The sequence below is a fragment of the Sphingobacterium sp. R2 genome (assembly GCF_040760075.1).
Taxonomy (GTDB): Bacteria; Bacteroidota; Bacteroidia; order Sphingobacteriales; family Sphingobacteriaceae; genus Sphingobacterium.
Genome location: NZ_CP142884.1, coordinates 3,023,406 through 3,048,637, shown reverse-complemented (window position 1 = coordinate 3,048,637; position 25,232 = coordinate 3,023,406). Strand labels below are relative to the sequence as shown.

At 37.9% G+C, this 25,232-nt stretch carries 20 protein-coding genes; 9 read left to right on the top strand and 11 right to left on the bottom strand.

Translation table 11 applies throughout. The annotated features are described in order from the left end of the window. Positions 1-86 precede the first annotated feature (86 nt). The 5 genes from VXM68_RS12575 to VXM68_RS12555 form a co-directional block, all read right to left on the bottom strand. Positions 87-1,847 (bottom strand): aromatic amino acid hydroxylase, encoded by a 1,761-nt coding sequence (locus VXM68_RS12575; protein WP_367208900.1) that lies wholly within the window; start codon positions 1,845-1,847, stop codon positions 87-89. A gap of 133 nt (positions 1,848-1,980) precedes the next feature. Next, entirely contained in the window at positions 1,981-3,180 is a 1,200-nt protein-coding gene (gene tyrS / locus VXM68_RS12570; RefSeq protein WP_294184710.1) for a tyrosine--tRNA ligase, read from the bottom strand. Positions 3,181-3,421: 241 nt separating this feature from the next. Beyond that, positions 3,422-4,261 (bottom strand): hypothetical protein, encoded by an 840-nt coding sequence (locus tag VXM68_RS12565; RefSeq protein WP_293955490.1) that lies wholly within the window; start codon positions 4,259-4,261, stop codon positions 3,422-3,424. 224 nt (positions 4,262-4,485) lie between these two features. Continuing rightward, positions 4,486-4,905 carry an SH3 domain-containing protein gene (locus VXM68_RS12560; RefSeq protein ID WP_294184713.1) on the bottom strand — a complete coding sequence of 140 codons (420 nt, stop codon included), beginning with the start codon at positions 4,903-4,905 and terminating at the stop codon, positions 4,486-4,488. Positions 4,906-4,917: 12 nt separating this feature from the next. Further along, a complete protein-coding gene (locus tag VXM68_RS12555; RefSeq protein WP_294184715.1) occupies positions 4,918-5,424 on the bottom strand; it encodes a BON domain-containing protein in 507 nt (168 codons plus the stop codon). 233 nt (positions 5,425-5,657) lie between these two features. Here VXM68_RS12555 and VXM68_RS12550 point away from each other — a divergent pair, with 233 nt between their 5' ends. Next, complete coding sequence (locus tag VXM68_RS12550; protein WP_294184717.1) at positions 5,658-6,761, top strand: DUF695 domain-containing protein; 1,104 nt, start codon at positions 5,658-5,660, stop codon at positions 6,759-6,761. On the opposite strand, the gene VXM68_RS12545 is transcribed toward VXM68_RS12550, so the two are convergent. Next, entirely contained in the window at positions 6,749-8,254 is a 1,506-nt protein-coding gene (locus VXM68_RS12545; protein ID WP_367208899.1) for a hypothetical protein, read from the bottom strand. The two genes, VXM68_RS12550 and VXM68_RS12545, sit on opposite strands and share 13 nt — an antisense overlap. A gap of 141 nt (positions 8,255-8,395) precedes the next feature. Between VXM68_RS12545 and yiaA the strand changes: the two genes are divergently transcribed. After that, the gene (gene yiaA, locus VXM68_RS12540) at positions 8,396-8,863 is read left to right on the top strand and encodes an inner membrane protein YiaA (RefSeq protein WP_367208898.1); all 468 of its coding nucleotides are present in this window, start codon (positions 8,396-8,398) and stop codon (positions 8,861-8,863) included. A 105-nt stretch (positions 8,864-8,968) separates the two neighbouring features. Here the strand turns inward: yiaA and VXM68_RS12535 are convergent, their stop codons facing one another. After that, entirely contained in the window at positions 8,969-10,729 is a 1,761-nt protein-coding gene (locus VXM68_RS12535; protein ID WP_367208897.1) for an ATP-binding protein, read from the bottom strand. Continuing rightward, a complete protein-coding gene (locus tag VXM68_RS12530) occupies positions 10,726-12,066 on the bottom strand; it encodes a sigma-54 dependent transcriptional regulator (RefSeq protein ID WP_294184766.1) in 1,341 nt (446 codons plus the stop codon). Before VXM68_RS12530 ends, VXM68_RS12535 begins: the two co-directional genes overlap by 4 nt. Positions 12,067-12,293: 227 nt before the next feature. On the opposite strand from VXM68_RS12530, the gene VXM68_RS12525 reads away from it, so the two are divergent. The 3 genes from VXM68_RS12525 to VXM68_RS12515 all read left to right on the top strand — a co-directional run bounded on the left by VXM68_RS12525 (position 12,294) and on the right by VXM68_RS12515 (position 16,548). Further along, complete coding sequence (locus VXM68_RS12525) at positions 12,294-13,880, top strand: ABC-F family ATP-binding cassette domain-containing protein (protein ID WP_367208896.1); 1,587 nt, start codon at positions 12,294-12,296, stop codon at positions 13,878-13,880. Positions 13,881-14,174: 294 nt separating this feature from the next. Continuing rightward, positions 14,175-15,911 (top strand): GMC family oxidoreductase, encoded by a 1,737-nt coding sequence (locus VXM68_RS12520; protein ID WP_294184723.1) that lies wholly within the window; start codon positions 14,175-14,177, stop codon positions 15,909-15,911. Between the two features lie 4 nt (positions 15,912-15,915). Next, positions 15,916-16,548 (top strand): gluconate 2-dehydrogenase subunit 3 family protein, encoded by a 633-nt coding sequence (locus VXM68_RS12515; protein ID WP_294184724.1) that lies wholly within the window; start codon positions 15,916-15,918, stop codon positions 16,546-16,548. A 54-nt stretch (positions 16,549-16,602) separates the two neighbouring features. Here VXM68_RS12515 and VXM68_RS12510 read toward each other — a convergent pair whose 3' ends face one another. Next, complete coding sequence (locus tag VXM68_RS12510; RefSeq protein WP_294184725.1) at positions 16,603-17,502, bottom strand: OmpA family protein; 900 nt, start codon at positions 17,500-17,502, stop codon at positions 16,603-16,605. Between the two features lie 100 nt (positions 17,503-17,602). Next, positions 17,603-18,127 (bottom strand): hypothetical protein, encoded by a 525-nt coding sequence (locus VXM68_RS12505; RefSeq protein ID WP_367208895.1) that lies wholly within the window; start codon positions 18,125-18,127, stop codon positions 17,603-17,605. Positions 18,128-18,602: 475 nt separating this feature from the next. Here VXM68_RS12505 and VXM68_RS12500 point away from each other — a divergent pair, with 475 nt between their 5' ends. From VXM68_RS12500 to VXM68_RS12485, 4 genes are all read left to right on the top strand, one after another. Next, complete coding sequence (locus tag VXM68_RS12500; RefSeq protein ID WP_293955501.1) at positions 18,603-18,977, top strand: hypothetical protein; 375 nt, start codon at positions 18,603-18,605, stop codon at positions 18,975-18,977. Positions 18,978-19,042: 65 nt separating this feature from the next. Next, entirely contained in the window at positions 19,043-21,016 is a 1,974-nt protein-coding gene (locus VXM68_RS12495) for a transglutaminase domain-containing protein (RefSeq protein WP_367208894.1), read from the top strand. Then, the gene (locus tag VXM68_RS12490) at positions 21,013-22,914 is read left to right on the top strand and encodes a DUF3857 domain-containing protein (protein WP_294184728.1); all 1,902 of its coding nucleotides are present in this window, start codon (positions 21,013-21,015) and stop codon (positions 22,912-22,914) included. The genes VXM68_RS12495 and VXM68_RS12490 overlap by 4 nt, the downstream gene beginning before the upstream one ends. Before the next feature lie 74 nt (positions 22,915-22,988). Further along, positions 22,989-23,654 carry an HAD family phosphatase gene (locus VXM68_RS12485; protein ID WP_293955504.1) on the top strand — a complete coding sequence of 222 codons (666 nt, stop codon included), beginning with the start codon at positions 22,989-22,991 and terminating at the stop codon, positions 23,652-23,654. A gap of 145 nt (positions 23,655-23,799) precedes the next feature. Here the strand turns inward: VXM68_RS12485 and VXM68_RS12480 are convergent, their stop codons facing one another. Beyond that, positions 23,800-25,191: a sigma-54 dependent transcriptional regulator gene (locus VXM68_RS12480; protein WP_294184729.1), complete on the bottom strand. Its 1,392-nt coding sequence runs from the start codon at positions 25,189-25,191 to the stop codon at positions 23,800-23,802. Positions 25,192-25,232 lie beyond the last annotated feature (41 nt).

The following is a 25,232-nucleotide window of genomic DNA, read 5'->3' as shown; positions in this document are numbered from 1 at the left end:
ACTTTCAAACTTTTGGATAGTCCTATTTTTTGGATCCTATTATATTGCTCCAAAGATTGAATTTAGACCTTTGGAAGAACTATTTTTCATTGATTATTTAAAAGAGCTTCCTCCTTTGCAACACGCAGTCCATCATCAATCAGTTTTTTCAAATGTGGATATAGCGTAACAAATTTTAAAAGTCTCACTTCTGCCAGATGAGCTAACTCCTCTGCATTATTCGCCCAGGCGATTTCAAATAACTCAACCAAACCTAACCAATGATCCGCATTTTCCGTTCCCAGGAGATTGAAGATATAAAGCCAAGCCTCTTGATCAAATCCTTTGTCTCGCAAATTCCTTATCGCAGCATGGAGATTCACGAGCTTTACATCTTCGGTTTCGTTAGTCATGGAAAATGAAGCCTGCCCCGGATGTTCTTCCAGGGTTTCATAGGCATCCTTATCGGCAGCACCCGCAAAGACGGAGATAATTTCAGTTCCTACAGCCATATCATATATCCCCCATTCAGGTCTAAAGTACACTTCTTTCCCATCGTTACGGTATACTTCACATGCCGTAAATGAAATCAAAACAATCTTGTCAAATTGTCGGACAATCCGTTGAACAGTTCCTACGACAGTAATCCCCGAAGCAAAGTTTAACACACACTGCTGGCCTTCAACTATACCGTATTGAATCAATGTTACTGCATCAAAATCTTCCAGATCTTGATCTGCACCTCTCAAATTTCCTACTGGAGAACCAAATCCTTCGCTATGGTAATCTTTACCGTGTCCTTCGAGTTGTTTACCCGCGAATGCCAAAGCGGTGGGTCCCTGTGTCTGAATATATGAAAGATTTTGATCTGTGTTGGCTAATTTAAACACTCCCGATACTTGCAGGCCAGAACTATATTGCACCGTACATACAGCACGGCAATCAATGGCTTTGTCAACGCTCAGTTTCCCTCCTACTCGAAATGCCATGGTATCAACAAATTTATCCAACACAATTTTTAGATGTTCAAAATCTGGTGTAACAAATAGCTGTGGCTGTGGTTTGGTAATATCATACGCATATTCAATCGCATTTAAACTATACGGCAACTTAGGCACATCTTCTTGCATGCAGCTTGCGCTTTCTCCAATGGATGACAGTAAGCCAGCTCCGTAAATTTTTGGGTTATGAAGATCTCCAATAAGTCCGTATTCCACAGTCCACCAATGCAGCCTACTCAACAACGCCATCTCCGAAGGTTCGCCCATATTATCTTGAATGATCTGCAAATTTTTCTCTGCTTCCTCCAACTCAACTTCCGTTGTTGTAGCGTGTTCCTTTAAAATAGATAGGTAACGAATAGCTTCGTAGAGTTCAAAATCTTTGCCCGAAGAAAGTGCTTTTGTCCCGACTTCTCCAAAATATTGAAGGTATGCAGCATAATCTGGCTCACCTATTATAGGTGCATGGCCAGAAGATTCGTGGATAATATCCGGCGCTGGTGTATATTCGATATGTTCCAATTGACGTATGTCTGCTGCAATAACCAGTACGCGATGCGCCTGAAATTCCATAAAAGCAGCTGGCGGAATAAAACCATCCACTGTCACAGCTCCCCAGCCAATTAACTTTAGACTATCGTTCATATCCTGCAGGTTTGGTATGGTCGCAATTGATAAACCTGCTTTCTTCAATCCAGGGATATAAGGGTAATACGCTACATCTTTCAAAAAAGAATAATTCTGACGCATGACATAACGCCACAAAGCCTGATCCAGGGCGGTATAACGTTCATATCCCTGAGCTACCACATAGCGTTTCAAATGTCTGGGTAATCGCTCCAAAACTATGTTATTGTATGTTTCCATCTATAATTGGTATGAAAATAAAGTTTGAGACTTCTATATGAAGTTAGAGATTATTTATGGTTTAAGAAAGCACTACAATGTCATTTTCTTGCTTTTCGCAAAATATTACAAAAGTATACCTTCATAAACCTTACTAAACAACTTTAAAATAAGTTCTTTTACCTAATTTAATTTTAAGCCCAGGGCTTAAATCAATCGACAATTCCGGATTGAGCAGTTTTATGGAGTCGATCTGAACTGCACCACCGATAATCAGTCTTCTGATCGCCGACTTTGTCGATCCTTTCAGGAAATGACACAGATCGACCAGTTTAGCTTTTTCACCAAGCTCCTCCCGCAATTTTTGACCCGATATCTCTTCAAAAGCTTTTTCCTCCAATTTCTTGCTCTGAAATTGCTTGACAAAAAAATCAGCTGCAGTCAAAGCCAACTCATCGCCATGGTACTGAGCAACAAGATTATGTGCTATAAGTTTCTTAATTTCCATAGGATTTTCGCCCAATTCTATACGGGTCTTTATTCCAAGTTTGGTTTCCTGATTGAAATCTGTTGTCAAGTCGATATATTCTGGAATTAAATGATCTGGAATTGACATGGTTTTACCAAACATATCATTTGGCTCATCCAAAAGACCGATCGTATTGTTTAATGATTTGCTCATTTTTTCTTTTCCGTCCAGCCCGCGCAACAGGGGCATACACAGCACTATTTGTGGATCCTGTCCAAAAGATTCCTGGAGCTGCCGGCCCATCGCGCAATTAAACAGTTGGTCCGTTCCCCCCATTTCGATATCACTATTGACATGTACAGAGTCAAAACCCTGCAATATCGGGTAAAGCAATTCATGCATGGCTATTGATTGGTTTTCATTAAAACGCTTATTAAAATCATGCCGCTGCATCAATTGAGCGACGGTAACTTTCGATACCAGCTGGATAACTTCTGTAAAATTTAGTTGATCCAACCAGTCTCCATTAAAAACAATTTTCGCTTTTGAAACATCAATAATTTTAGACAACTGCGCAATGTAAGTTGCCGCATTGTGCGCTATCGCATCCTGGCATAAAGGTTTACGAGCTTTATTTTTTCCTGTAGGATCGCCGATCCGAGCTGTAAAACTACCAACGAGGATCACGACTTCGTGTCCCAGCTGCTGAAACTGCCGTAGTTTCTTTAACACTACAGCATGCCCTAAATGAAGATCCGGCGCTGTTGGATCGAAACCAAGTTTTATGATCAAGGGTCGGTTCTTTTCTTCAGCCTCCTTCAACTTCGATGCAAGCCCCTCCTTCGGTAAAATAATTTCGATATTTTCTTCTAACTCTTTTAACATGGTGTTATATAAAATAAAAAAAGCCCGAACGTTATGTTCGGGCTTAGCTATAAATAATAATTTGAATTTCTTAATTTAATAGGCATAGGGGTCCCGAACGATTATCGGGCGATAATAATTAAAGAAAGATGGAAGACGTAATATGTTGTTCATTTTCTTCATTGCTTGACAAAGGTAGTGCTATATTTTTAAAATGCAAAAATAGTGCGACCTCCTACCCGATTCGACATACTTTTTCCAATTAGCCACCGGTATTTTTATCCATCAATTTTCCGGAGGCATTATAAACATACGTTTCGGTATTCCCTTTATCCCTTTTCTCCACTACCTTTTGCAAGAGCAATGAATTCTTAAAATACTCATGGTAAAAGCAGTTATTAAGGGTATATTTCCGCTCGACAAGATTATTATGCTGATATAAATCTATATAATCAATCTTAGCTTTCCGATAGGTATGTTTTAGTAATTGGCCTTGAGTATCAAATGACTTTGATTCCTGTATCTGCCCACTACAATTCAATTTGGCACTGTAAATTAAGCTATTGTCTAATCGATATCCAGCCCGGGTATGGTCAAAATCGTTTTCAATCGTATAATAATTATCAAAAAAGACCTTTGTTATTTTTTTTCCCTTATTTGCAACTCCGTAGAATACCGTTTTTTCCTGACTGATTTTCCCATTCTTAAAATTACGCTGCACACTAGAAGTATCCGTTATTATGTATTGGAAGTCTGGTAACGTGGCAGATTTTACATTCATTTGCTGCAATACACCGTGTCGCACCACAACGATACCTTGTTTTCCGTCCTTTTCAATCTTAAAATCACCCGCTACTATACCTTCCTGATTGATCGAAATAAATGCATTGGAAAGTCCCATGAATTGATTCTTCTGCAGAATATATTTACCTGGCTTTAACTTCGCTTCTTTACCTTTTTCAAATATCCGGATCGTATCCCTTGGATATTCTGATAAATGAAGCTGGTAACTATCTTTATCTAACCGAACATACTCTTGGGCAATTCCCAACTGAACAGCTAAACACAGGTATAATAATGTAATAAAACGTGATTTCGACATAATGTAATAAAATTGTTGCAAAAAAAGTAACACAATTATTACACCAAAATTAAAATGAGACTGTTTTTTAAAATATTTTTCTAAAGAAAATGTACTAAATGTCCCCCATTACATATCTATTAAAAGATTACGCGGACAAAAAAAGGAGAATTATCTACAGATAATTCTCCTTATAATCAAGCTCTATTAATGTTCGCACGGAAGGCGCGAACAGCATCCAGCATCTAAACAGACTCCAAATACTGGGCATAACAATAGCCCTCCTCATTATCTTTGGTTCTGACCAGCCACCATTGATCATTAGCTTTACTGATCAAAGTGATGATTTCTCCTTTAGCAGCTTTGCCTACGATAGGCTGATCTGTACCAGGACCTTTTCTAATATTCAAGTTGCTATTTTCCGTAATGACCTTCATCTGACTTCCTGGCACTTCTGTAGCCACATCTACATTCATTACCACATCTCCAGTTTGGAAATTAGGATCTATATTACCGTAGATTTCCCACAGCTTATTTTTCACATCTGCAGTAGGTGCAGTACCTCTAATCTGCAATACACCATCCATTTCGGCATAATTCAGGTCATTTACACCTGAAGATTGCGCCGTATCCAAAAGAACTTTATATTTTTCTTGCAATGACATAGTTTTGTTATTTTATTTTTTGACAACAATACCACTTAGATCCACTTTTTTGGGATTCAAGTTATCCAGTCCCTGTTTTAAAGTTATTATCTTTGGTTGCTCTAAGGTACCTGTAACAGCGATTACACCATCCTTTACACTTGCCTGCACGGTCGGAAAATCCTTCATAAACGTATTTACCGCAGCGCCCAGTACCGCGTCGTTATTGGCTACTTCAATTGGAGCTGGGGTAGATGACACCGGAGCGCTAACAATAATATTGTTTTGAATAGACTTAACGTCTTTATCTCCTGCTGTTTTAGCAATCGACTCCACCTGTTGTTTTTCTTCCTCCGAAGCGACGGTACCGCTTAAGATAACTTTTCCTTTTTCAACTTCGACGTCCACTGTTTTGCGGCCAGTAAGCGCATTTTCTATCTTTTCCTCCAGCTTATCGTCTGACAATCCCGATTTGCAGGACGTAAAAGAAAGTACAGCTGTCGTTGCCAATAGACAAAATGTTAATTTGCTAAATTTCATAAGACCAATTTTAATTTATAATTCCAACAATAATCCTAACAAACTCCCATCACAATTGTTTGTCCAATTATTTTTAAACTTAAATTCCCTTGCCGGATCGTAATTATATAATTAAATTTAGAAGCAGAGGGCTTCATGGTCATTTCATTCGGATTATTTTCTCCTCTAGGCTATAAAAACACTTTTAAAACACAGATACGAACATTGTAGATTCAATCGAACAACTATTAATTATGGGATTTTTGAATAATATTTTTGGTAGAAAAGAAAACAAAAAGGACGATGTGCAAGGTTTTTGGAACTGGTTTATAAAAAACGAACAGATATTTTTTCAAATTGTTAAAAGTGGAGAACAAATTGATCAGAATTTTTTCAGCAAGCTTTCACCGAAGATCGATGCGCTTCGCAAGGAACTGTATTTTTTGACTGGTATGTATGATGATGAAACAGCTGAACTTGTAGTCACTCCCGATGGGGTCATTAAAAATATTGCTTTCGTAGAACAGCTGATTGCTTCTGCTCCATCACTACCACGCTGGAAATTTACGGCACTAAAACCAGCTATTGCGGATATGGAAAAATTCAAAATCAAGATGTATGGATTCTCCTTTGACATCAAGGATATGTTTTTTTACCCTATTCAGCATAAATACCAGCCGGATGAAGTCGATATCGTTATCGTTCACCCCGATTATACGGAAGAAAACAAAGCTAATATTGCCCATGGAATAGAAATATTCCTTGATAATTACATTGGTGAACTCAATTCAATTATAGCTATAGACAATTTAAATGTGACCTCAACAGATCTCGCAGCTGAAGAGTTGATTCCGCTGATCAAATTAAAAGATTATTTGATCTGGCGAGAAAAAGAATTTGTGGAAAAGTACACTGATCTAAGACACAATACCGCCGATGACACCTATATTGCCTTTGAAGGTATATTAGAAAACGACCTACCTATCTTGGCTATTATTAACACAACGCTATTAGACTGGGATGGAAAAGTCTCCCACCCTTGGATCGTTACCCTCAAAATCAGCTATGATGGAACGGCAACCAATGGAATGCCAGATCAGGAAACTTATGATTTAATGGATAGGTTTGAGCGGGAATTAATGAACAACCTTGCTGCTGATATTGGCTTTCTTCATATTGGTCGGGAAACCGCTGATAATCTAAGGGAAATATACCTGGCCTGCAAAGAATTCCGAAAAACCTCCATGACCATTGATGAGTTAATCGAGCAGTATATGGAAAAACTTCAAATTGATTATAGTATCTACAAAGATAAATACTGGAAATCCTTCGAGCGATTCTATACTCAAATAGAGTAAAGTTCCTTGATCGAATCTAACAAAACCTGATAAGGGCTTCCAGAAACAACAAGAGCCTTTAACCAAGCAACAAACCCGATAACAAACAAATCCTTATTTTCTTTTTGATTCACCATGGCTTCGACTGCTGCACGAAAAGATTTCCCTTGAATGACTGCAGGATTTAAAAGATATTTTTCCACCAATTTAGCAAAATCAATAACTCTATTTTCATTGACACTCATCAAGTACTTTTTATACCTGCGGACAAAGCTCTTTAGCTTCGAAGTTGCCAAATCGATGTGATCGAATTGAATATGGATCAGAATCTCAAGCAGACTCTTCCGAATAGTCCATAACATCCCCATTTTCTTCTCATACCAGGCGTCTGTTCGAGTCAATTTTTGAAGCTCAGCTAAAGCAGTTTTATCACGGAATTGGGTTAAAAACATGACCAAACATAATTGCAGATCCGCGAGATCAAGTTCACTTGACTTTGGTGCGGCTTGTTTGACCCCTTCTCTCAACAGAGCAAGACCTTGCTCGCCATCGCCAAGGTAATGAAAATTCAATGCCTTCAACAATTGGCACCGCAGCCGAAACTGTGTTCGAAAAGCAGGACTTGCTTGCGACAAAACCACATCCATTCGTTCCAAATCACCCAGACTTTCCGTAAAAAAACCATTCCGCAAATTGAAGTTAGCGAGATAATACAAGATATGGAGATAGTAAAATAGCTGAAGGATTCCCTGCTCCTGATGCTTTAGCAGGAAATTACCTGCTGTTTTTAAGAAAGAACGCACCAGCGTATAATTTTGATGAATTGCAGCATACTCGTTTGCAATATACAAGAGTTGATAAAGTGATTTAAATGATAAAAGATCATCTAAGGAAATACTGTATTTGCTCAACGTATCCATAATCAACTTATTGAGATCAACTATTTTTGCCTTCAGATGAATTTGCTGTAATTCCGCGCGCAACAAAGCATAAGCTATCTGAAATTTCGCTTCCTGCTGTAATTTTCGTTGATTTTCAGCAAAACAATCGACAAGCAATTCCAAATTGACACTTGGATCCAAATAAGCATATTGTAATCTAGTATGCAATATCTCGTTCAACAAACTAAACTGTTCAAGAAGAAGCGCTTTATCTTCCGCTCGCTGAAGACATTTAAACCCAATCTTAATGAGCTGACTTTCCAGTAGAAAACGGCCCACAACAAGCAATCTCAATGCTTCATGCGCCTCGCTGTTGTCCCGCTCAAAAACCTTATTTGAAAGAAAAAACAACAGACTCTCATGAAGCCTCTTCCTCAAGGCATGGTAAGCATTACGATTTTTTGCAGGACCATATAATTTTTTTAATCTATTTATATCGTCAGTTTCTATAATTTCGAGCAACCTGATATTTTTCACGTCATTTCGCTTGTTTTTACGTTTCAAAAACGCCTTAAAATCCTTTTTATCGTCATCATTAAGCAGTAATAGTAAGCCTGATATTGCATCTGTCATAGCTCAAATATAGAATTAAATAAACACATAAAACAAAGTAATATCGTCAGTATTATTATAAAATTAAGTTTATAAATAATTAGATCCTATAGATATTTGAATCACAAAACAACAACAAATTAAAACTAAAACAAGAAAATTATGGAACCGCTAAAAAACATGATTGAAGAAAAAAAAGCTGAAAGAGATTCAAACAAAAGAAATCCATTTAAACCAACAGGCGCATTTATAGGTGCTTCATGGGCCGCATTATTGGTTGGAACCGTTGGCTATTGTATAGGATTATGGAATGCAACAATGGCATTGAATGAAAAAGGGTATTATTTTACCATTTTACTGTTTGCCCTGTTTGCTGTTATCTCCGTTCAAAAAAGTGTCAGAGATAATGCGGAAGGACTGGCTGTTACCGAATTATATTATGGTCTCAGCTGGTTTGCAACAATTGCTTCCGTTGTTCTATTAACTGTAGGCCTATGGAATGCAGAACTGCTTTTAAGTGAGAAAGGATTCTATGCGATGTCCTTCTCCTTGAGTATATTCTCTGCAATCGCAGTTCAAAAGAATACACGCGATGCAAAACTTATCGATGACCATGAAATAAAACTTTAGCGGGTGCCGATCCTGCGGCCTCTGCAATGCAAGTCGCAGGATCTTTCAATCCCCCTTTTGGACGAAAAAAATGGAAGAGCGTGTTATTTTAGCTTTTCCTTTTTTTTAGGCTGGTGGGTCGTAGGCTAATAGTATAGGCCGAGCAATCGGAAGGTAAACAAAAAATGTACTTCCAGTCCCAAAATCACTTTGAACATCAATTTCTCCCCCCATGCTTTCGATAAATTCTTTGCTTATGCTCAACCCCAAACCCGTTCCTTCTTTTGTACTTCCCGGGACACGGAAATAGCGATCAAAGATTTTTGTTAAATATTGCGCGGGAATACCTTGACCATGATCTTCAACAAGTAAAAGTACTCTTGCACCAATTCTTTTGGTAGAGATAGCGATCACTCCCCCCTCATGGGAATACCGAATTGCATTGGATAATAAATTCGTCAACACCCATGCGGCTTTTTCCGTATCGATAAAAACCATTGGCAACTCTTTTTCCAATTGCACGTCTATCCGAATTTGTTTTTGCTCAACCATCGACCTATTGGCTAAAAGTGCATAATCTACAATAGGTCCGATAGAGGCTGGGGCCAGCTTCATCTGAATCGTACCGCTCTCCACTTGTGCAATATCTAAAAGTTCTCCTGTAATCTTCAGGAGACGCGCTGTATCATCAGCTATCCCTTCGAGCAAGTTTTTTTGTTCTTCATTTAAATCTCCGACCCGCCTATTCGTTAACAATTGGATACCCATTCGTATTGAAGCGATAGGCGTTTTCAATTCATGGGAGACCGTTCCAATAAAATTTGTTTTTGCTACATCACGCTCCTTAAAACTGGTTACATTCTTCAACAAAATAAATTGTCCGATAAATTGGGAACTTTCCTCTCCTGTTGGAACAACATTGAGATCAATGACCTCTAACTCAAAATAGTTTTCTTTTCCAAAAGCAAATGCCTGCACCAAGCCCAGATGACCAGATTCCTGATGCAAGGAATTAATTTTGTCGAGGAGGTTTCTGATCAAATCATTAAATGATGCAATTTCCTCCAAATTCTTCCCCTCAAATTCAGCAAGCTTTAACCCCGAAATTAAACATGCAGGTTCATTTGCAAAGAGCACTCTTTTTTCCTCATCCACCCCTATAACCGCATCATGCATATTATTGATAAGTGCTTCAATTCTCTTTTTATGCTGCAAGATCTTACCCAATTTACTTTCCGTATATTCCTCGAGTTTTTGAGCCATTGTATTGAACGATTGCGCCACTTCTCCAAATTCATCCTTCCGCTTAAAATGAAGTCTCCTTTTATAGTTCCCGGCAGCAATCTGTTTAATACTATCGGTTAATTGTACAATTGGACCAGCAATGGCTAGGGGGAGATTGACAAGTAATACAAACGCAATCATAAAACAGATCGCACCTACAATGGAGATCGCCAAAAGAGCTTTTTCTGCTGTTGTATTGGCAACATTGTTTTTATATTCAATCGCCTGCATATTAAGATACATCAACTGGAATATATCTTTACGTAAATTGGCCACGATGGTTCCATTTTTCACTTCTCTTTTTAAACGCAAAAAGTGATGATTTACACGTTCAGTTACAGCCCGTTCCCCACGCTCGGTCACATTGCTTTTTTGGAGCATTAAATTATGTTCAAATAGCTGAACACTCTTCGCATTTGTACGAAAATCTTCGAAAGCCAACAGCATATTCCGGGAATAATGCAAGGTCTTATAGTTGTCGACTAAAATATTGTTTGTATCTTTTTTCAGCCGGTAAACGTAATACCCACTCACTATCGCAAGCAACAAGATCATGAAAAATAAAAAACCTACCCCAAATGTCAGCTTAGCTTTTAGTTTCATTGAATTTTATATTCTTCAATTTTTCGATATAAGGTAGCTATACCGATTTCTAACAATCGAGCAGCCTCCGCTTTATTTCCATTCGTATGTTTCAATACACGCTGTATATGCTGCCTTTCTATATTCGTCATCGAAAAGTTTGACGCCCCCCCCGCCCCTTCTCTATACTCACGTTCTCCAAAAGGAAGACTCTGAATATCCAGCACGCCGTCCTCACTTAAAATGACACTGCGCTCAATCACGTTTTTCAGTTCACGAATATTTCCCCGCCATACATTGTGTTCCAAGGCCTGCATAAATGCAGGGCTCATCTGCAAAGGTTTCAAATTGGATTTTACAGCAAAAATATCGGCGTAATATTGCGCCAGGGGCACAATATCTTGTACCCGCTCGCGAAGCGGAGGTAGTTCTATCGTAAAAACAGATAATCTGTAAAAAAGATCACTCCTAAAATGATCAGAAGCAAGTTCAGTTTCTAGATTTCTGTTGGTAGCAGCTATGATTCGTACATCCACTTTCGTTGGTTTGGAATCGCCTACTTTCAAAAACTCTCCGGTTTCCAAAACACGAAGAATTTTAGCCTGCAGCTCCAAAGCCATCTCCCCGATCTCATCCAGAAAAATTGTACCCAAATGTGCTTCTTCAAACAAGCCGCGCTGATCTTTCGTCGCTCCGGTAAAAGCACCGGATTTATGGCCAAACAATTCATTTTCCAGCAGATCTTTTGTAAATGCGGCGCAGTTAATAGCCACAAAATTACGGTCTCTCCTCGAACTGGCCTGATGAATTGCCTGTGCAAAAACCTCTTTGCCGGTACCAGTTTCTCCAGTTAGTAGAACCGTTGTATTTGTAATAGCAACTTTTTGCGCCATTCCGATGGCCGCTTGAATCACATGAGATTTTCCAATAATCTTATCGAAAGAAAGTCTATCTCCTAATCGTTTTTCTAACTGCTGTACCCTTCGAGCCAATGCAACCTTTTCGCAAGCTTTATAAAGCAATGGTATAATGCGATTGTTGTCATCCCCTTTGGTAATGTATTCAAAAGCGCCATTTTTTATTGCCATCACCCCATCAGGTATATTCCCGTAAGCCGTCAATAAGATAACTTCCACCATTGGATATCGCTCCTTAATCAATTTAGCAGTTTCCACCCCGTTACCGTCAGGCAGTTTAACATCGCAAAGCACAACATCTACATCATTGACTTCAAGTTTTTTCAATCCCGATTTAATATCCCCTGCCTCGATCACATCAAAACCTTCCAAGTTAATAATTTTGGACAGCAATTTCCGAAGTTTCTCTTCGTCGTCTATAAGGAGAATTCTATTCACAATATTCGTTTTTTCAAAATTACAATTTGTCTGAAGCAAATAGTAGAAAAATAAACAATTTGGCTATTCCTCAAAAGTTTAACGGATATCAAAATAAAAAAAACTATATTTGTACCTCCACAACAGAAATAAACTGCATGTAAGATTAAAATTCTTTAGAACGAAATACATTCCATGTATTGGCAATACCTACTTAAATGGTCTTTTTCTAACATTTAAAGAATTTCAACATGCTTTCATTACAACAACTTTCTTATATACATCCGAATAAAGATTTATTGTTTGAGAATATAAATCTTCATATAAACGCGCTAGAGAAAATTGCGTTGATCGGCCATAATGGCGTTGGCAAATCAACTTTATTGCGACTAATCGCCCGCGAACTATCCCCAGCGGATGGCAACATCCTTCTGAGTGCCAATACGTACTATGTTCCACAAGTTGTCGGACAATTTGAGGACAAGACCGTTGCCCAAGCGCTCGGAATCCACAAAAAATTAGATGCACTTCATGCCATATTAGCGGGTGATGCATCAGAAGAAAATTTCAACAGCCTTCAAGATGACTGGACGTTGGAGGAACGTTACAAAGAAGCTTTCGAACAATGGAACCTGCCCGACATCGCATTGACACAAAAAATGTCTTCTCTTAGTGGTGGACAAAAAACGAAAATTTTATTGGCCGGAATCCAGATTCATCCATCCGAAGTCATTTTGCTCGATGAACCGAGCAACCATTTGGATTTGGATAGCAAAAAGCTCTTATACAACTGGATTCAATCTACCCAAAGCACACTGATCATTGTAAGCCATGATAGAACCCTGCTTAATTTATTGGACGATATGGCCGAAATGACGCCCAAAGGTATTAAGCGATACGGAGGCAATTTCAGTTTTTACGAGGCCCAAAAAGAAAGCGAACACCATGCTCTGCAACAAGATATCCATCACAAGGAAAAGGCGATCAAAATTGCGAAGGAGAAAGAAAGAGAGACAATAGAACGTCAAAATAGATTAAATAACCGTGGTAAAAAAAAGCAGGAAAAAGCTGGTGTAGCGCGTATCATGATGAATACGCTACGCAATACTGCCGAAAAAAGCACCGCAAAAATAAAGAGTGTACATCAGGATAAAATTGGAGATATCAGATCTGATCTACAGGAACTTCGGGGCTCTCAATCGGCATTGGATGAAATTAAAATAGATCTAGGAAATAGCACTTTTCCGACAGGAAAAAGTATGGTCAAAGCAGAAAACATCAATTTTAGCTATGGCTCGCAGCAGCTTTGGGTAGATCATGTTGACTTTCAATTATTCAGTGGAGAACGCATCGCACTACAGGGCCAGAATGGGTCTGGTAAAACGACATTGGTCAAACTCATACTTAACCAACTGACACCTGAGAAAGGAAAAATTGAGCGACAATCATTTGACGCTATCTATTTAGATCAGACATATTCGATTATTTCGCCTAATTTAAGCGTTTACGAACAAGCTCAGCAATTCAATACTAATGCACTGCCTGAACATGATATCAAAATCAGGCCCAATCGCTTCCTATTTGGAAAGGAAGATTGGAATAAACCCTGTGCGCCACTTAGCGGCGGCGAAAAAATGCGCCTGATCCTATGCTGCCTCACTATTCAGCAACAGTCACCGGATTTAATTATTCTGGATGAACCGACAAACAATCTTGATCTTCAAAATATCCGTATACTGACGAGAGCCATTCAACTTTATAAGGGCACAATCCTCGTCATTTCTCATGATGAAGTTTTTCTTAACGAAATTCATGTAAATAAAGTTATCACACTCTAAGCACTGCACATACATAATCCTTCTATTTTACTGCTACAAAATAGAAGGATTATTGATGGCTAATCGCTATACGTTTCACTAAAACATTGTAGTTTTTGTAACAATCCCATATTCTTTATTTAAAATCTGCTAAATCGATAAATTAAATTAAAAAAAACAAATTTTTATCGATATATTCACGATGATTTTAAACATGAAACAATAACCATTAAATTAATTGAACCTTCTCATTTACATAGCAGCCTTAGGGCAAATGTATCGCACAGGCCTCTCAATTAATTACTTCATTTAATTATGTCAGATTATCAAATTAAAGAAAATCCCGAATTATTTGACGCCATCGTAGTTGGTTCCGGCGCAGGTGGTGGTATGGCAGGTTATATACTTGCACATGCGGGGCTTAAAGTATTGATGCTAGAAGCAGGTCCTTTTTACGATCCAGCAAAAGATTCGTTACAACTGCGTTGGCCTTGGGAATCTCCAAGAAGAGGTGCGGGCACAACAAGACCATTTGGGGATTTTGATGCAGCCTTCGGTGGCTGGCAAATCGAAGGTGAACCCTACAGCAAGGTAGCGGGAACTGAATTTGAATGGTTTAGAGCACGTATGCTGGGCGGCAGAACCAATCACTGGGGTCGAATTTCATTACGTATGGGACCCGATGATTTTAAACCCAAAGATGGAGTTACTGAAGAATGGCCTATCACTTATGAAGAAGTTAAGCCATTTTATGACCGTGTAGATCGAATGATCGGTATATATGGCACCGTGGAAGGTATTCATAATGAGCCGGACGGAATTTTCATGAAACCACCTAAGCCACGCTTAAACGAACTATATATTGCAAAAGGTGCAAAAAAAGCGGGGGTTCCAGTGATCCCGGGAAGAGGGGCTGTGCTGACTGAAGTCTCCAAAGACATCAAGGATCGGGGAGCCTGTTTCTATTGTGGTCAATGTGGTCGTGCATGTAAAGTATATGGAGACTTTTCATCATCCTCATGTCTTGTTATTCCTGCGATGAAAACGGGTAACCTAAAAGTAATAGACAATGCAATGGTAAGAGAGGTCATTACAAATGATGAAGGAATTGCCGTTGGTGTTTCTTATGTTAACACCAAGGATTTGCAGGAATATACCGTTAAGGGGAAAACCGTTATTTTGGGTGCTAGTGCTTGTGAAAGTGCGCGGATCATGTTAAACTCCAAATCAAAATCACATCCTGGCGGTGTTGGTAATAGCAGCGGTTTAGTTGGAAAATACCTCCACGATTCTACGGGAGCCAGCTTATCGGGCTTTTTACCACAACTACTTGATCGGAAGCGTTATAATGAAGATGGCGTTGGAAGTGTCCATATTTATTCACCATGGTGGGAAGATAACGCCAAATTGAACTTTCCTAGAGGTTACCACATCGAATACGGTGGTGGTTTGCATATGCCCTCTTATGGATTTTTAAATTGGGTGCCTAAAGTAAATGATATCGCCAAAAACTCGGATGGAAAAACAAAAGCCAAAGGCGGTTATGGCACTGCATTAAAAGAAGATTTCCGCAGCTATTATGGTGCAAATGTAGGCATGGCAGGACGAGGAACGGCATTAGCAAGAAAAGACAATTACTGTGAGATAGATCCCGATAAAGTTGACAAATTTGGGATTCCAGTGCTACGTTTCAACTATAAATGGGCAAATGAAGAAATAGCACAAGCGAAGCACATGCAAGAAACCTTTCAATCGATTATGCATGAAATGGGCGCTGTGATCACATCAAAAATTCCAGGAGCCGATACCTTATATGGACTGGAAGCTCCAGGAAAAATTATTCATGAAGGTGGAACCACAAGAATGGGTAACGATCCTAAAACTTCTGTATTGAACAAATGGGGCCAGGCGCACGATTGTAAAAATCTCTATGTGGTTGATGCCGGGCCATTTGTACAACAAGGGGATAAAAATCTAACCTGGACAATACTCGCTTTATCGATGCGAACAGCAGAATATATACTACAAGAAAAGAAAAAATTAAACGGTTAAAAGCATGAATAGAAGAGAATCTTTACGGGCATTAGGATTAATTGCAGCTGGATCTGGTCTTTTAACAGCAGCTTGCAATTCAAAAGATGCTAAAAATGCAGTAGCAGACAATAGCAAAAAATTACCTGGAGTCCAGGATTTTGAATACGAACGCACGGAACAATTATATGCCGAAAAGTTTTTTGACGAACATGAAATGGCTACAATCACTGTTTTGGCAGATATTATTATTCCTAAGGATAACATTTCAGGAAGTGCTTCGGAAGCGGGAGTGCCCGATTTCATCGAATTTATCGTAAAAGATTTGCCTGATAATAAAATCCCTATGCGTGGCGGACTTCGTTGGCTCGACCTCCAATCCAAAAAGCGTTACGGAACAGTATTTATCAAATGCAGTGCAAAAGATCAACTTGCATTGGTAGATGATATTGCCTACCCTGATTTGGCAAAACCGGAAATGAAACAAGGTGCCGCCTTCTTTTCATTGATGCGCAACCTGACTTCCTCAGGATTTTACACGAGTGAAATGGGTGTGAAAGATATCGGCTATGCAGGAAATAAACCTGGAGTCTGGAATGGTGTACCAGATGATGTGTTGAAAGAGCACGGTTTTGACCCGACTAAATTCTTTGGATAATAAAAAAATCCTTTCCGTTTTCGGAAAGGATTTTTTTATTTACCTCATTAAAATCTATTGTGCCGATGGTACCTCAGTAGCCTCCGGAGCCTTATCAATCAACTCCATAAATTGATCCAATTTAGGGGTGATAATAATCTGCGTTCTTCTATTCCGTTGCTTACCTAGAGCCGTTGTGTTATCTGCAATTGGATTATATTCTCCCCTACCGCCTGCAGTTAAGCGTTTAGGATCCACACCATATTTATTTTGTAAAGCCTGTACCACAGAAGAAGCCCGTAAGGTACTTAAATCCCAGTTATTCCGAATATTAGGTTTTGAAATCGGGTCGGTATCGGTATTACCTTCAATCAATACTTCGTAATCTCTATAATCCTGAATAATTTTTGCAATTTTACTCAATGTCTGATCTGCCCTATCGTTAATTTCATAACTGCCGGATTTGTAAAGCATATTATCAGCAAGTGAAATATAGACCACCCCTTTCAAGACCTGTACATCCACTTCCTGCAACTCCTCACGGCTAAGTGATCTGGTTAAATTGTTTGATAATACTAGGTTTAAAGAGTCGGATTTATTCTTCGTTTCTACGAGATGCTTAATGTATTTGTTTGAAGCGTTGATTTCGTCAACCAACTTTGAAATATTAATGTTTCCCTGTGAATTCTGATTAATACTATTATCTAACGACTTCTGCAAAGCAACGTAAGCAGATCGTAGATCAGCATTATTTTGTTTTTCGGTGGCTAGCTGATCCTCTAAACTCTTAATTCTAGTGCGACCTTCCGCTATTTGAAGCTGCCCGTCCTGATATTGCTTGTTTAACTGACTATGCTCTGTTTGTAATTTATTGTAGTCAGACTGCAAACCAGCATATTGCTTTTTGCTGACGCCGCATCCAATAACAAACAAACTGGCTGTCAATACTGACATTGGAAAAACTAAATTCTTCATGATATACTCTTTTTGTAGATGTTGAATTAATTCATAGAACAAGATACGCAATATTCTGGCCAAAACACCTTAGGGATGCCAAATTAACAACCTTTAACGTCTATTGAGCTAACTCTTTTAATTCGGTTGAACTAAATACCTGTGCACCTTTGAGGTAAGAATTGGCGCCTTTTAAATAGTTATAAATAATGGACTTGGCTTCCCCATTCGGTAATTTGTACAGATTTTTCACAAGGAAATTTTTATCTTCAAGGATATTATTGTTATAACCTAAAAAGGAAGGTGCATGTACCTGTACACTCCACCGTATAAACCGTGCCTCGATATGATTGGGATTTTCTCTTATCACTTCTTCCAAATAATTTTTACCCTCCTTAAACTGCCCAACTTTTTTAAATGGATTACCAATATGTTTCGCTAAAAGGATCTGATAAGCTGCCAAGTATACTTTGTCAGTAGGTGATTTGGACCCCTCCTTTAACACCTTTAAATTATGTTCACATAGATCCTCATCCTTTACAGCCACTGCATATTCCCTTCGAATTTTATCTATATTCACCTGTTGGCCAAGTCCAGCCTTCGATAGGAAAAATAGAACAATGATCATTACTATTCGTGTTATCATAATTATAAATTAGGTCGTTTAAACCATTTAATTTTCCCGCTTAAATTACTAAAAAAATCGAATCCAACTATTAATTTTAAATTATCGTAGCGCAATGCCAAAAATTCATGTCAACGCATCGCCACAACCAGCCTTAAAAAAGAGAAAAGTCTCCATTTCAATATGTTTTTAAAGCAATTTTGCGGCATGAAACTGATTTTAGCAACAAGCCCAGTCTGGTTAAAAGTGATTTTGTCGATTCTTTTTGGCGTTATACTAGGCTGCTTCTTAGGGGAGATTGTATTTAACTTATTACGAGCTTAAGCTCGTAATAAGTTAAATACCGTCCTCTACTTGACAATTCGTTGAATTCTATGCCTAGAGATAATCCGCTTATTGCAGCGCTATAGATCAGGCCAATAAGTTTCATTTTGCTTGCCAAAAGTCAAATTATTTTTACTATATTAGGTAGACCATTATAAATTTAAAAGGAGCTATGGAGACAAAAGCAGAATATCAGATTTGGGATACTATTGTGAATAGTGCAAAAACTAAATTCGATTATAAGCATATTCGTGCTATGTTTAAAAAAGAAGATGACGAAATAACCGATAAGTTTCTATTTCATATTATTGCAGGTTTTGCCTGCGGTGAAAATCATCAGACGATTTCGACTAATCTTTTCAATGAATTGCAAAACATTAATTTTGAATGTAATGAAGAACAGATCGATAGATTTATCGCTGATAAGCACGTGAAATTTAGTCCAGAAATATATGCCACCTATCTAGCATTCTCAATGCTGGAAGATGGTGAGAATATTGATAATATCACTGAAATCATAAACAATCTTCTGCAGTTAGATAAATAATTACCTTAAATTATCGTTTAATTTTGGCTAAAAACTTATATTTGTGAATTATTACACCTATAGTTATGCGCCAGTTTTTAACGTTGTTTTTAATATTTTCTATTTATACAAATAGTATCGCTCAAAACTTTGATTTTGGTAAAGTTTCTATTTCGGATTTCTCACGTATAGATTTGGATAGCAATGCCCATGCTATCGTTCTGAATGAGTTTGGCCAAAGCTCTGTTTTCGTGGATGATTATGATAATCGTATTAAACTGCTACATGAATACCATGTACTGATCCGCATCATAGATAAAGAAGGATTTAAAAAAGCTAATTTTGAAATTCCTTCTTATAAACGTGGAAATTATATACGTGACTACTTTGATGAATTAAAGGCTGTTACTTATAACTTAGAAAATGGTAGAATAGAGAGAACAGAGCTTGAAAATAAAAAAGTTTTCAAAGAAAATTATTCAGCACATCTGGACCTTAATAAATTCACACTTCCGAATATTAAAGAAGGATCTATTATTGAAGTGTCTTATCGAACGCTAGAGCAGGATTTATTTAATTTTAAAACATGGGAATTTCAAGATGATGTTCCTAAAATTCAAAGTCAATACATCGCTATCATACCTGCTTCTTTTACCTATAATGTAGCTTTACGTGGACCTTATAAACTTACCGATCAAAAAGGTGAAGTATTGCGAGAATATATTTTTCTAGATGGTTTACGAATGGATTGTTCAAAATTGACCTATAAAATGAACAACGTTCCGGCATTTATCGAAGAGGATTACATGACCTCCCCTACGAATTTTAAATCTGCAATTTATTATGAACTTGAATCGATTTTTTATCCGAGTACAGGCAGTAAGAAAACATTTAGCAAAACTTGGAAAGACGTAGATGTAGAACTGACGAATGAAAAGACTTTTGGCGGTCAATTAAAAAAAACAGACGTATTCAAATCCAGCTTAGCAACATTCATATCTCCTAATGACAGCAAACTTGAAAAAGCAAAAAAGGTATATAACTATATTAACAAACAAATAAAATGGAACAATCATTTAGGCAAATATGCGGAGACTGGCGTTGAAAAAGCACTTGAAAAACGAAATGGTAATATTGGGGATATTAATCTAGCATTAGTAACCGCTTTAATGGCTGCAGACCTAGAAGCATACCCTGTCATTCTCTCGACCCGCCGAAATGGTAACCCTAATGCACTTTTCCCTGTGTTATCTGACTTTGACTACGTCATCGCTTGCTTGGATATCGATGGTGTAAAATATACATTGGATGCCTCTAATGCTTATTTGCCTTTTGGAGAATTGCCCTTGCAATGTTTAAATGAACGGGGAAGAATCATCTACTCTAAAAAAAGCTCAAATTGGTTCCCACTTGTAGCGACGCAGTTTTCCGAAGTAAATTATGCCTTGGAAGGAACATTAGATGACCAATTAAAAATTAAGGGAAAATTAACCATAAGCAGTAGAGGCAACAAAGCATTCTTAAAGCGTCAACATATTGCTAAATTTAATTCTTTGGAAGAATATTGGGAAAAAATGGATGAAGAAATGCCCAACATCACTCTGATAAAGTCGAGTATTCAAAACCTTGAGGATATTGATCAAATCTTGATAGAAGAATTCGATGTCGTCGCGGATGTTTCCAAACAGATGGGACAAGATGAAATAGTTTTGGCTCCAACTATTATTGACAGGGTCGTCCACAACCCATTTAAAGCGCAGGAAAGAACTTACCCTGTCGATATGGGTTATAAATCCAAAACTCTGTATTCGATTAAATTAACAATTCCTGATCAATATGAGATTGTCGAAAAACCACAAAATGCTTCTTTAGTACTCCCAGAGTCAACTGCAAAATATAAATATGTCAGCCAAGTTGATGGTAACCAAATCGAAATCCTACAGAGCCTCACGTTCAACAAGCCCCTATTTTCAGTCGATGAATATTTTTCACTCAAAGAATTGTATTCCCGTATCATTCAACAACAAAAAGTAGATCTAAAATTAATTAGTAAAAAATGAAAATTCTATTCGTCAACTTACTATACATCCTGCTTCCGGTCCTTGCCAGTGGGCAAGAAAACTATGACGTTGCCAATATTCCAAGTACATTAAAAAGCCGTGCAGTAGCGACTGTACGCAATGATAAAACTGTGGTAGAAATAAAATCTCCCGAACAAGTCGTCACCACGACAACTTGCGCCATTACCGTGTACAATAAAAACGGAGACCGTTATGCAACGCTTCCGGTGTATTATGATAAATCCACTGAGATCAGAAGCATTAAGGGAGCAATCTATAACGAAATGGGCATATTGCAAAAGAAAATTTCAACGAAAGATTTTAAGGATATTAGTGCTGTTGACAACAGTACGATGTTTGCCGATTCCCGAGTAAAAATATATGTCCCCAACTACCACAGTTATCCCTATACCATCGAATATCAATACGAGGTCAGAAGCAAGCAAAACTTGATCATTCCATCTTGGACTCCGGAGGTCTCAAACAATGTGTCCATAGAAAAAAGCAGTTTCCAATTTATCGCACCAATTGGCACAGAATACAGAATAGAAACAAAGAATTATAATGGAACGGCAAAACAAGAAAAAAATGAGAAGACCGAAAGCAAGACGTGGAATGTGGAACAGATCGTGGCCAGAAAGGACGAGTCTTATAGTCCCAACTCCAGTCTTAAAAAAACGAATGTACTCATCGTTCCCAAAAATTTTATTTACTATGGGAGAGAAGGAAATTTCTCAGACTGGAAAGAATTCGGTAACTGGGTATCCAACAGTTTGCTAAATAAGAAACAAGATCTGACCGACGCCTCTAAACAAAAATTTATTGCATTGACCAAAAATGCCAGTTCAGACAAGGATAAAGCAAAAATTCTATATGATTACTTACAAAAAAACACACGCTATATCAGTATTCAGATAGGTATTGGCGGCTTAGAGCCATTTCCTGCCTCAGAAGTAGACCGTTTGGGCTATGGCGATTGTAAAGCGTTAGTCAACTACATGCGAAGTATGCTGTCGGCCGTCAATATCCCTTCCTACTATTGCATCGTTGAAGCTGGAAGAAGCAAAGAAAGTTTCAATAAAACCTTTGCAAATGCTCAAGACGGAAATCACGTCATATTATGCATTCCGTTTAAAAATGATACAACTTGGCTAGAATGTACAAGCCAGAACCTTCCATTTGGTTTTCTCAGCGATTTTACCGACGATAGAGATGTCGTTGCTTGCACTGAAAACGGTGGAGTTATTATGCACACTCCTAAATATGTTAATTCAACAAATCTTCAGCTTCGCTACGCCGATCTAAAACTTTCAGAAGATGGGAATATACAAGGTTCGCTAAACACCAAGTTCTACGGAACCCAATATGCAAACCATATGGATGTACTTTTGGCTAGCAATAATGACAAGAATAAACTTTTAACTGAATATTACAATATAGACAATATCAATTTCAATCGTATAAACTATATTGAACACAAAGAAGACAATCCATTTATTGAAGAGAACCTGGATATTTCCATTAAAAATTTTGCTGTAAAAAATGGCAATAAACTTTTGATCCAGCCTAATTTGTTCAACTTGCATTCCAATATTCCTGAAAGCAGAAATAGAACAGAAGATATTTTCATTGAAAGAGGGTTTACCGATATTGACAGCATTAGCATTATTCTTCCTGAAAATATACTTAAAACAGTAGTCCCTGAAAAGAAAATCATTGAAAAACCGTTTGGAAAATATGAGTTTAGATCAGAAATAAAAGGGAATAAACTCTTCACCTACAGAAAATTGGAGCTTTTTGAAGGCACCTATCCTGCTAGTAATTATGAGGAATTTTTTCAATTTCATAACGAAGTAAGCAGTAGTGATAGAGGCCGTTTTAACCTTAGCTTTCTCTAAACAAATGAAAATATTTACCAGAATATGAATGTGTGCACTCTGCCAGAGCACGGCAATAATTGTATATTAGCCAAATGACAGAATACGCAGCGATATTTGACATGGACGGTGTTATAAGTCACACCAATCCTTTCCACGCACAAGCCTTTAGAGCTTTTTTTAAAAACCACAATGTGCAACAAGCTACAGAAGAGGAATTTGAACAGCACATGTATGGTAAGCACAATAGTTATATTATGCAACATTTCTTTAAACGTCCAATTTCTCCTGAAGAACTGAGCACGCTTGAATTTGAAAAAGAGCAACTTTTTAGAGTAATTTACAAAGACCATGTAGCGCCTATAAAGGGGTTAATTGAGTTTTTGACAGCCTTAAAAGAGAAAGGTTTTAAGCTTGCTGTAGCGACATCTGCTCCGCGGGAAAATATGGATTTAATTCTAGACGAATTGAATATACGGCAATTATTTTCTTCCACACTAAGCAGCGAAGACGTGAAATTACATAAACCTCATCCTGAGGTTTACCTAAAATCGGCAGAAAATCTTCAAATTTCAACCGATTGCTGTATCGTTTTTGAAGATTCTTTTTCAGGCATTACTGCAGCTAAAAATGCTAATATGAAAGTTGTAGCTGTACTTTCAACGCATAAAAAAGAAGAATTACCAACAAGCAATATTTATATCAATAATTATACGGAATTATCAGTTGCGAATGTTGAAGCTATTTTAAAAATACAGTAGCCAGGACTTTACGGTACAATTCCCAGGTTGCTGTTGATGTATAAAAAAAGAGATTCCTTGAGGAATCTCTTTTTTTAGTATCGATAGTCCAGTTTGCCTAATGAATCATGGACAGCTAATGGCTAAGTAAAATTTTATTCAGCTATTAATCTCTTTTCAGACCGAACTTTTCTATTTTACTATAAAGATGACTACGTTGAATGTCCAAATCATCCGCTGTCTTGGAGACGTTCCAATTGTTTTTTTCCAACTTGTATTTTATAAATTCTTTCTCAGCATGATCCTTGTAATCTTGAAACGAATCAAAGGAGTCCATATCTAATCCATAATTTGCTGTACCTTTTTCATGGGCTACACCATTTATCGGTTCGCGCGAAGGATTGGCAAAGGCAATGACATCTTTGTCGGTAATAGACTTGTCGCTCAAAATAATTAAACGTTCAATCATATTTCTTAATTCGCGAATATTTCCCGTCCAAGGAAGGTGGCTTAACTCTTTCATGGCTGCTGTAGTGATATCCTTAACGGGAATTCCGTACTCCATACAGATCTCTTCGCAGAAGTTAGTAGATAATAAAGGAATATCATCAACGCGATCAACTAATGCAGGTACATGGATCAATATAACAGAAAGACGGTGATATAAGTCCATTCTGAAATTACCATCTTCAATTTCTTTCAATAAGTCCTTATTGGTCGCAGCAACCACACGTACATTGACATCAATTTCTTTATCGCCCCCCACCCGAGTAATTTTATGTTCCTGTAGCGCTCTTAATACTTTTGCCTGCGCCGAAAGGCTCATGTCACCAATCTCATCTAAAAACAATGTGCCGCCACTAGCTTGTTCAAATTTTCCAATACGTTGCTTAATAGCCGATGTGAAAGATCCTTTTTCGTGACCAAACAGCTCTGATTCAATTAATTCGGAAGGTATTGCCGCACAGTTCACTTCGATTAATGGGCCCTGCGCGCGATTTGATTTCTCATGTAACCAACGTGCAACCAATTCTTTTCCCGAACCATTCGCACCAGTAATCAATACGCGAGCTTCAGTTGGTGCAACACGGTCAATTGTTTCTTTAATACGTTTGATAGCCCCAGATTCACCTAATATATCTTTCGTTTTCGAACTGCTAACTTTTCGTTTCAGAACTTTCGTTTCGGTCACTAGGGAACTTTTATCCAATGCATTTCGAACCGTGATCAATAATCTATTTAGGTCCAATGGCTTTTCTAAAAAGTCAAATGCTCCCTTTTTCGCAGCTTCAACAGCGGTTTCAATCGTACCATGTCCGGAGATCATTATGAAGGGAATATCTGGACTGCTTTGGTGGGCATCTGCCAACACTTCCATCCCATCCATCGTGTTCATCTTGATATCACACAGAACAAGATCTATTTTTTCCTTTTTTAAAATATCTAAACCATCCCGGCCATTGTCGACATCTAAAATCGTATAATCTTCATATTCCAAGATATCACGCAACGAACTTCTGATGGCGCGCTCATCATCAATGATTAAAATCGTACTCATAAATAGAGAATTATGCTATTTTTTCAATTATGAAAATCAAT

Bases quoted from the DNA above. Each gene is read 5' to 3' on its own strand.
- VXM68_RS12505 (WP_367208895.1), bottom strand. From the start codon at position 18,127: ATGATAACACGAATAGTAATGATCATTGTTCTATTTTTCCTATCGAAG.
- yiaA (WP_367208898.1), top strand. From the start codon at position 8,396: ATGGAACCGCTAAAAAACATGATTGAAGAAAAAAAAGCTGAAAGAGAT.
- VXM68_RS12555 (WP_294184715.1), bottom strand. From the start codon at position 5,424: ATGAAATTTAGCAAATTAACATTTTGTCTATTGGCAACGACAGCTGTA.
- VXM68_RS12565 (WP_293955490.1), bottom strand. From the start codon at position 4,261: ATGTCGAAATCACGTTTTATTACATTATTATACCTGTGTTTAGCTGTT.
- VXM68_RS12515 (WP_294184724.1), top strand. From the start codon at position 15,916: ATGAATAGAAGAGAATCTTTACGGGCATTAGGATTAATTGCAGCTGGA.
- VXM68_RS12495 (WP_367208894.1), top strand. From the start codon at position 19,043: ATGCGCCAGTTTTTAACGTTGTTTTTAATATTTTCTATTTATACAAAT.
- VXM68_RS12575 (WP_367208900.1), bottom strand. From the start codon at position 1,847: ATGGAAACATACAATAACATAGTTTTGGAGCGATTACCCAGACATTTG.
- VXM68_RS12485 (WP_293955504.1), top strand. From the start codon at position 22,989: ATGACAGAATACGCAGCGATATTTGACATGGACGGTGTTATAAGTCAC.
- VXM68_RS12500 (WP_293955501.1), top strand. From the start codon at position 18,603: ATGGAGACAAAAGCAGAATATCAGATTTGGGATACTATTGTGAATAGT.
- VXM68_RS12525 (WP_367208896.1), top strand. From the start codon at position 12,294: ATGCTTTCATTACAACAACTTTCTTATATACATCCGAATAAAGATTTA.
- VXM68_RS12550 (WP_294184717.1), top strand. From the start codon at position 5,658: ATGGGATTTTTGAATAATATTTTTGGTAGAAAAGAAAACAAAAAGGAC.
- VXM68_RS12510 (WP_294184725.1), bottom strand. From the start codon at position 17,502: ATGAAGAATTTAGTTTTTCCAATGTCAGTATTGACAGCCAGTTTGTTT.
- VXM68_RS12520 (WP_294184723.1), top strand. From the start codon at position 14,175: ATGTCAGATTATCAAATTAAAGAAAATCCCGAATTATTTGACGCCATC.
- VXM68_RS12535 (WP_367208897.1), bottom strand. From the start codon at position 10,729: ATGAAACTAAAAGCTAAGCTGACATTTGGGGTAGGTTTTTTATTTTTC.
- tyrS (WP_294184710.1), bottom strand. From the start codon at position 3,180: ATGTTAAAAGAGTTAGAAGAAAATATCGAAATTATTTTACCGAAGGAG.
- VXM68_RS12560 (WP_294184713.1), bottom strand. From the start codon at position 4,905: ATGTCATTGCAAGAAAAATATAAAGTTCTTTTGGATACGGCGCAATCT.
- VXM68_RS12545 (WP_367208899.1), bottom strand. From the start codon at position 8,254: ATGACAGATGCAATATCAGGCTTACTATTACTGCTTAATGATGACGAT.
- VXM68_RS12480 (WP_294184729.1), bottom strand. From the start codon at position 25,191: ATGAGTACGATTTTAATCATTGATGATGAGCGCGCCATCAGAAGTTCG.
- VXM68_RS12490 (WP_294184728.1), top strand. From the start codon at position 21,013: ATGAAAATTCTATTCGTCAACTTACTATACATCCTGCTTCCGGTCCTT.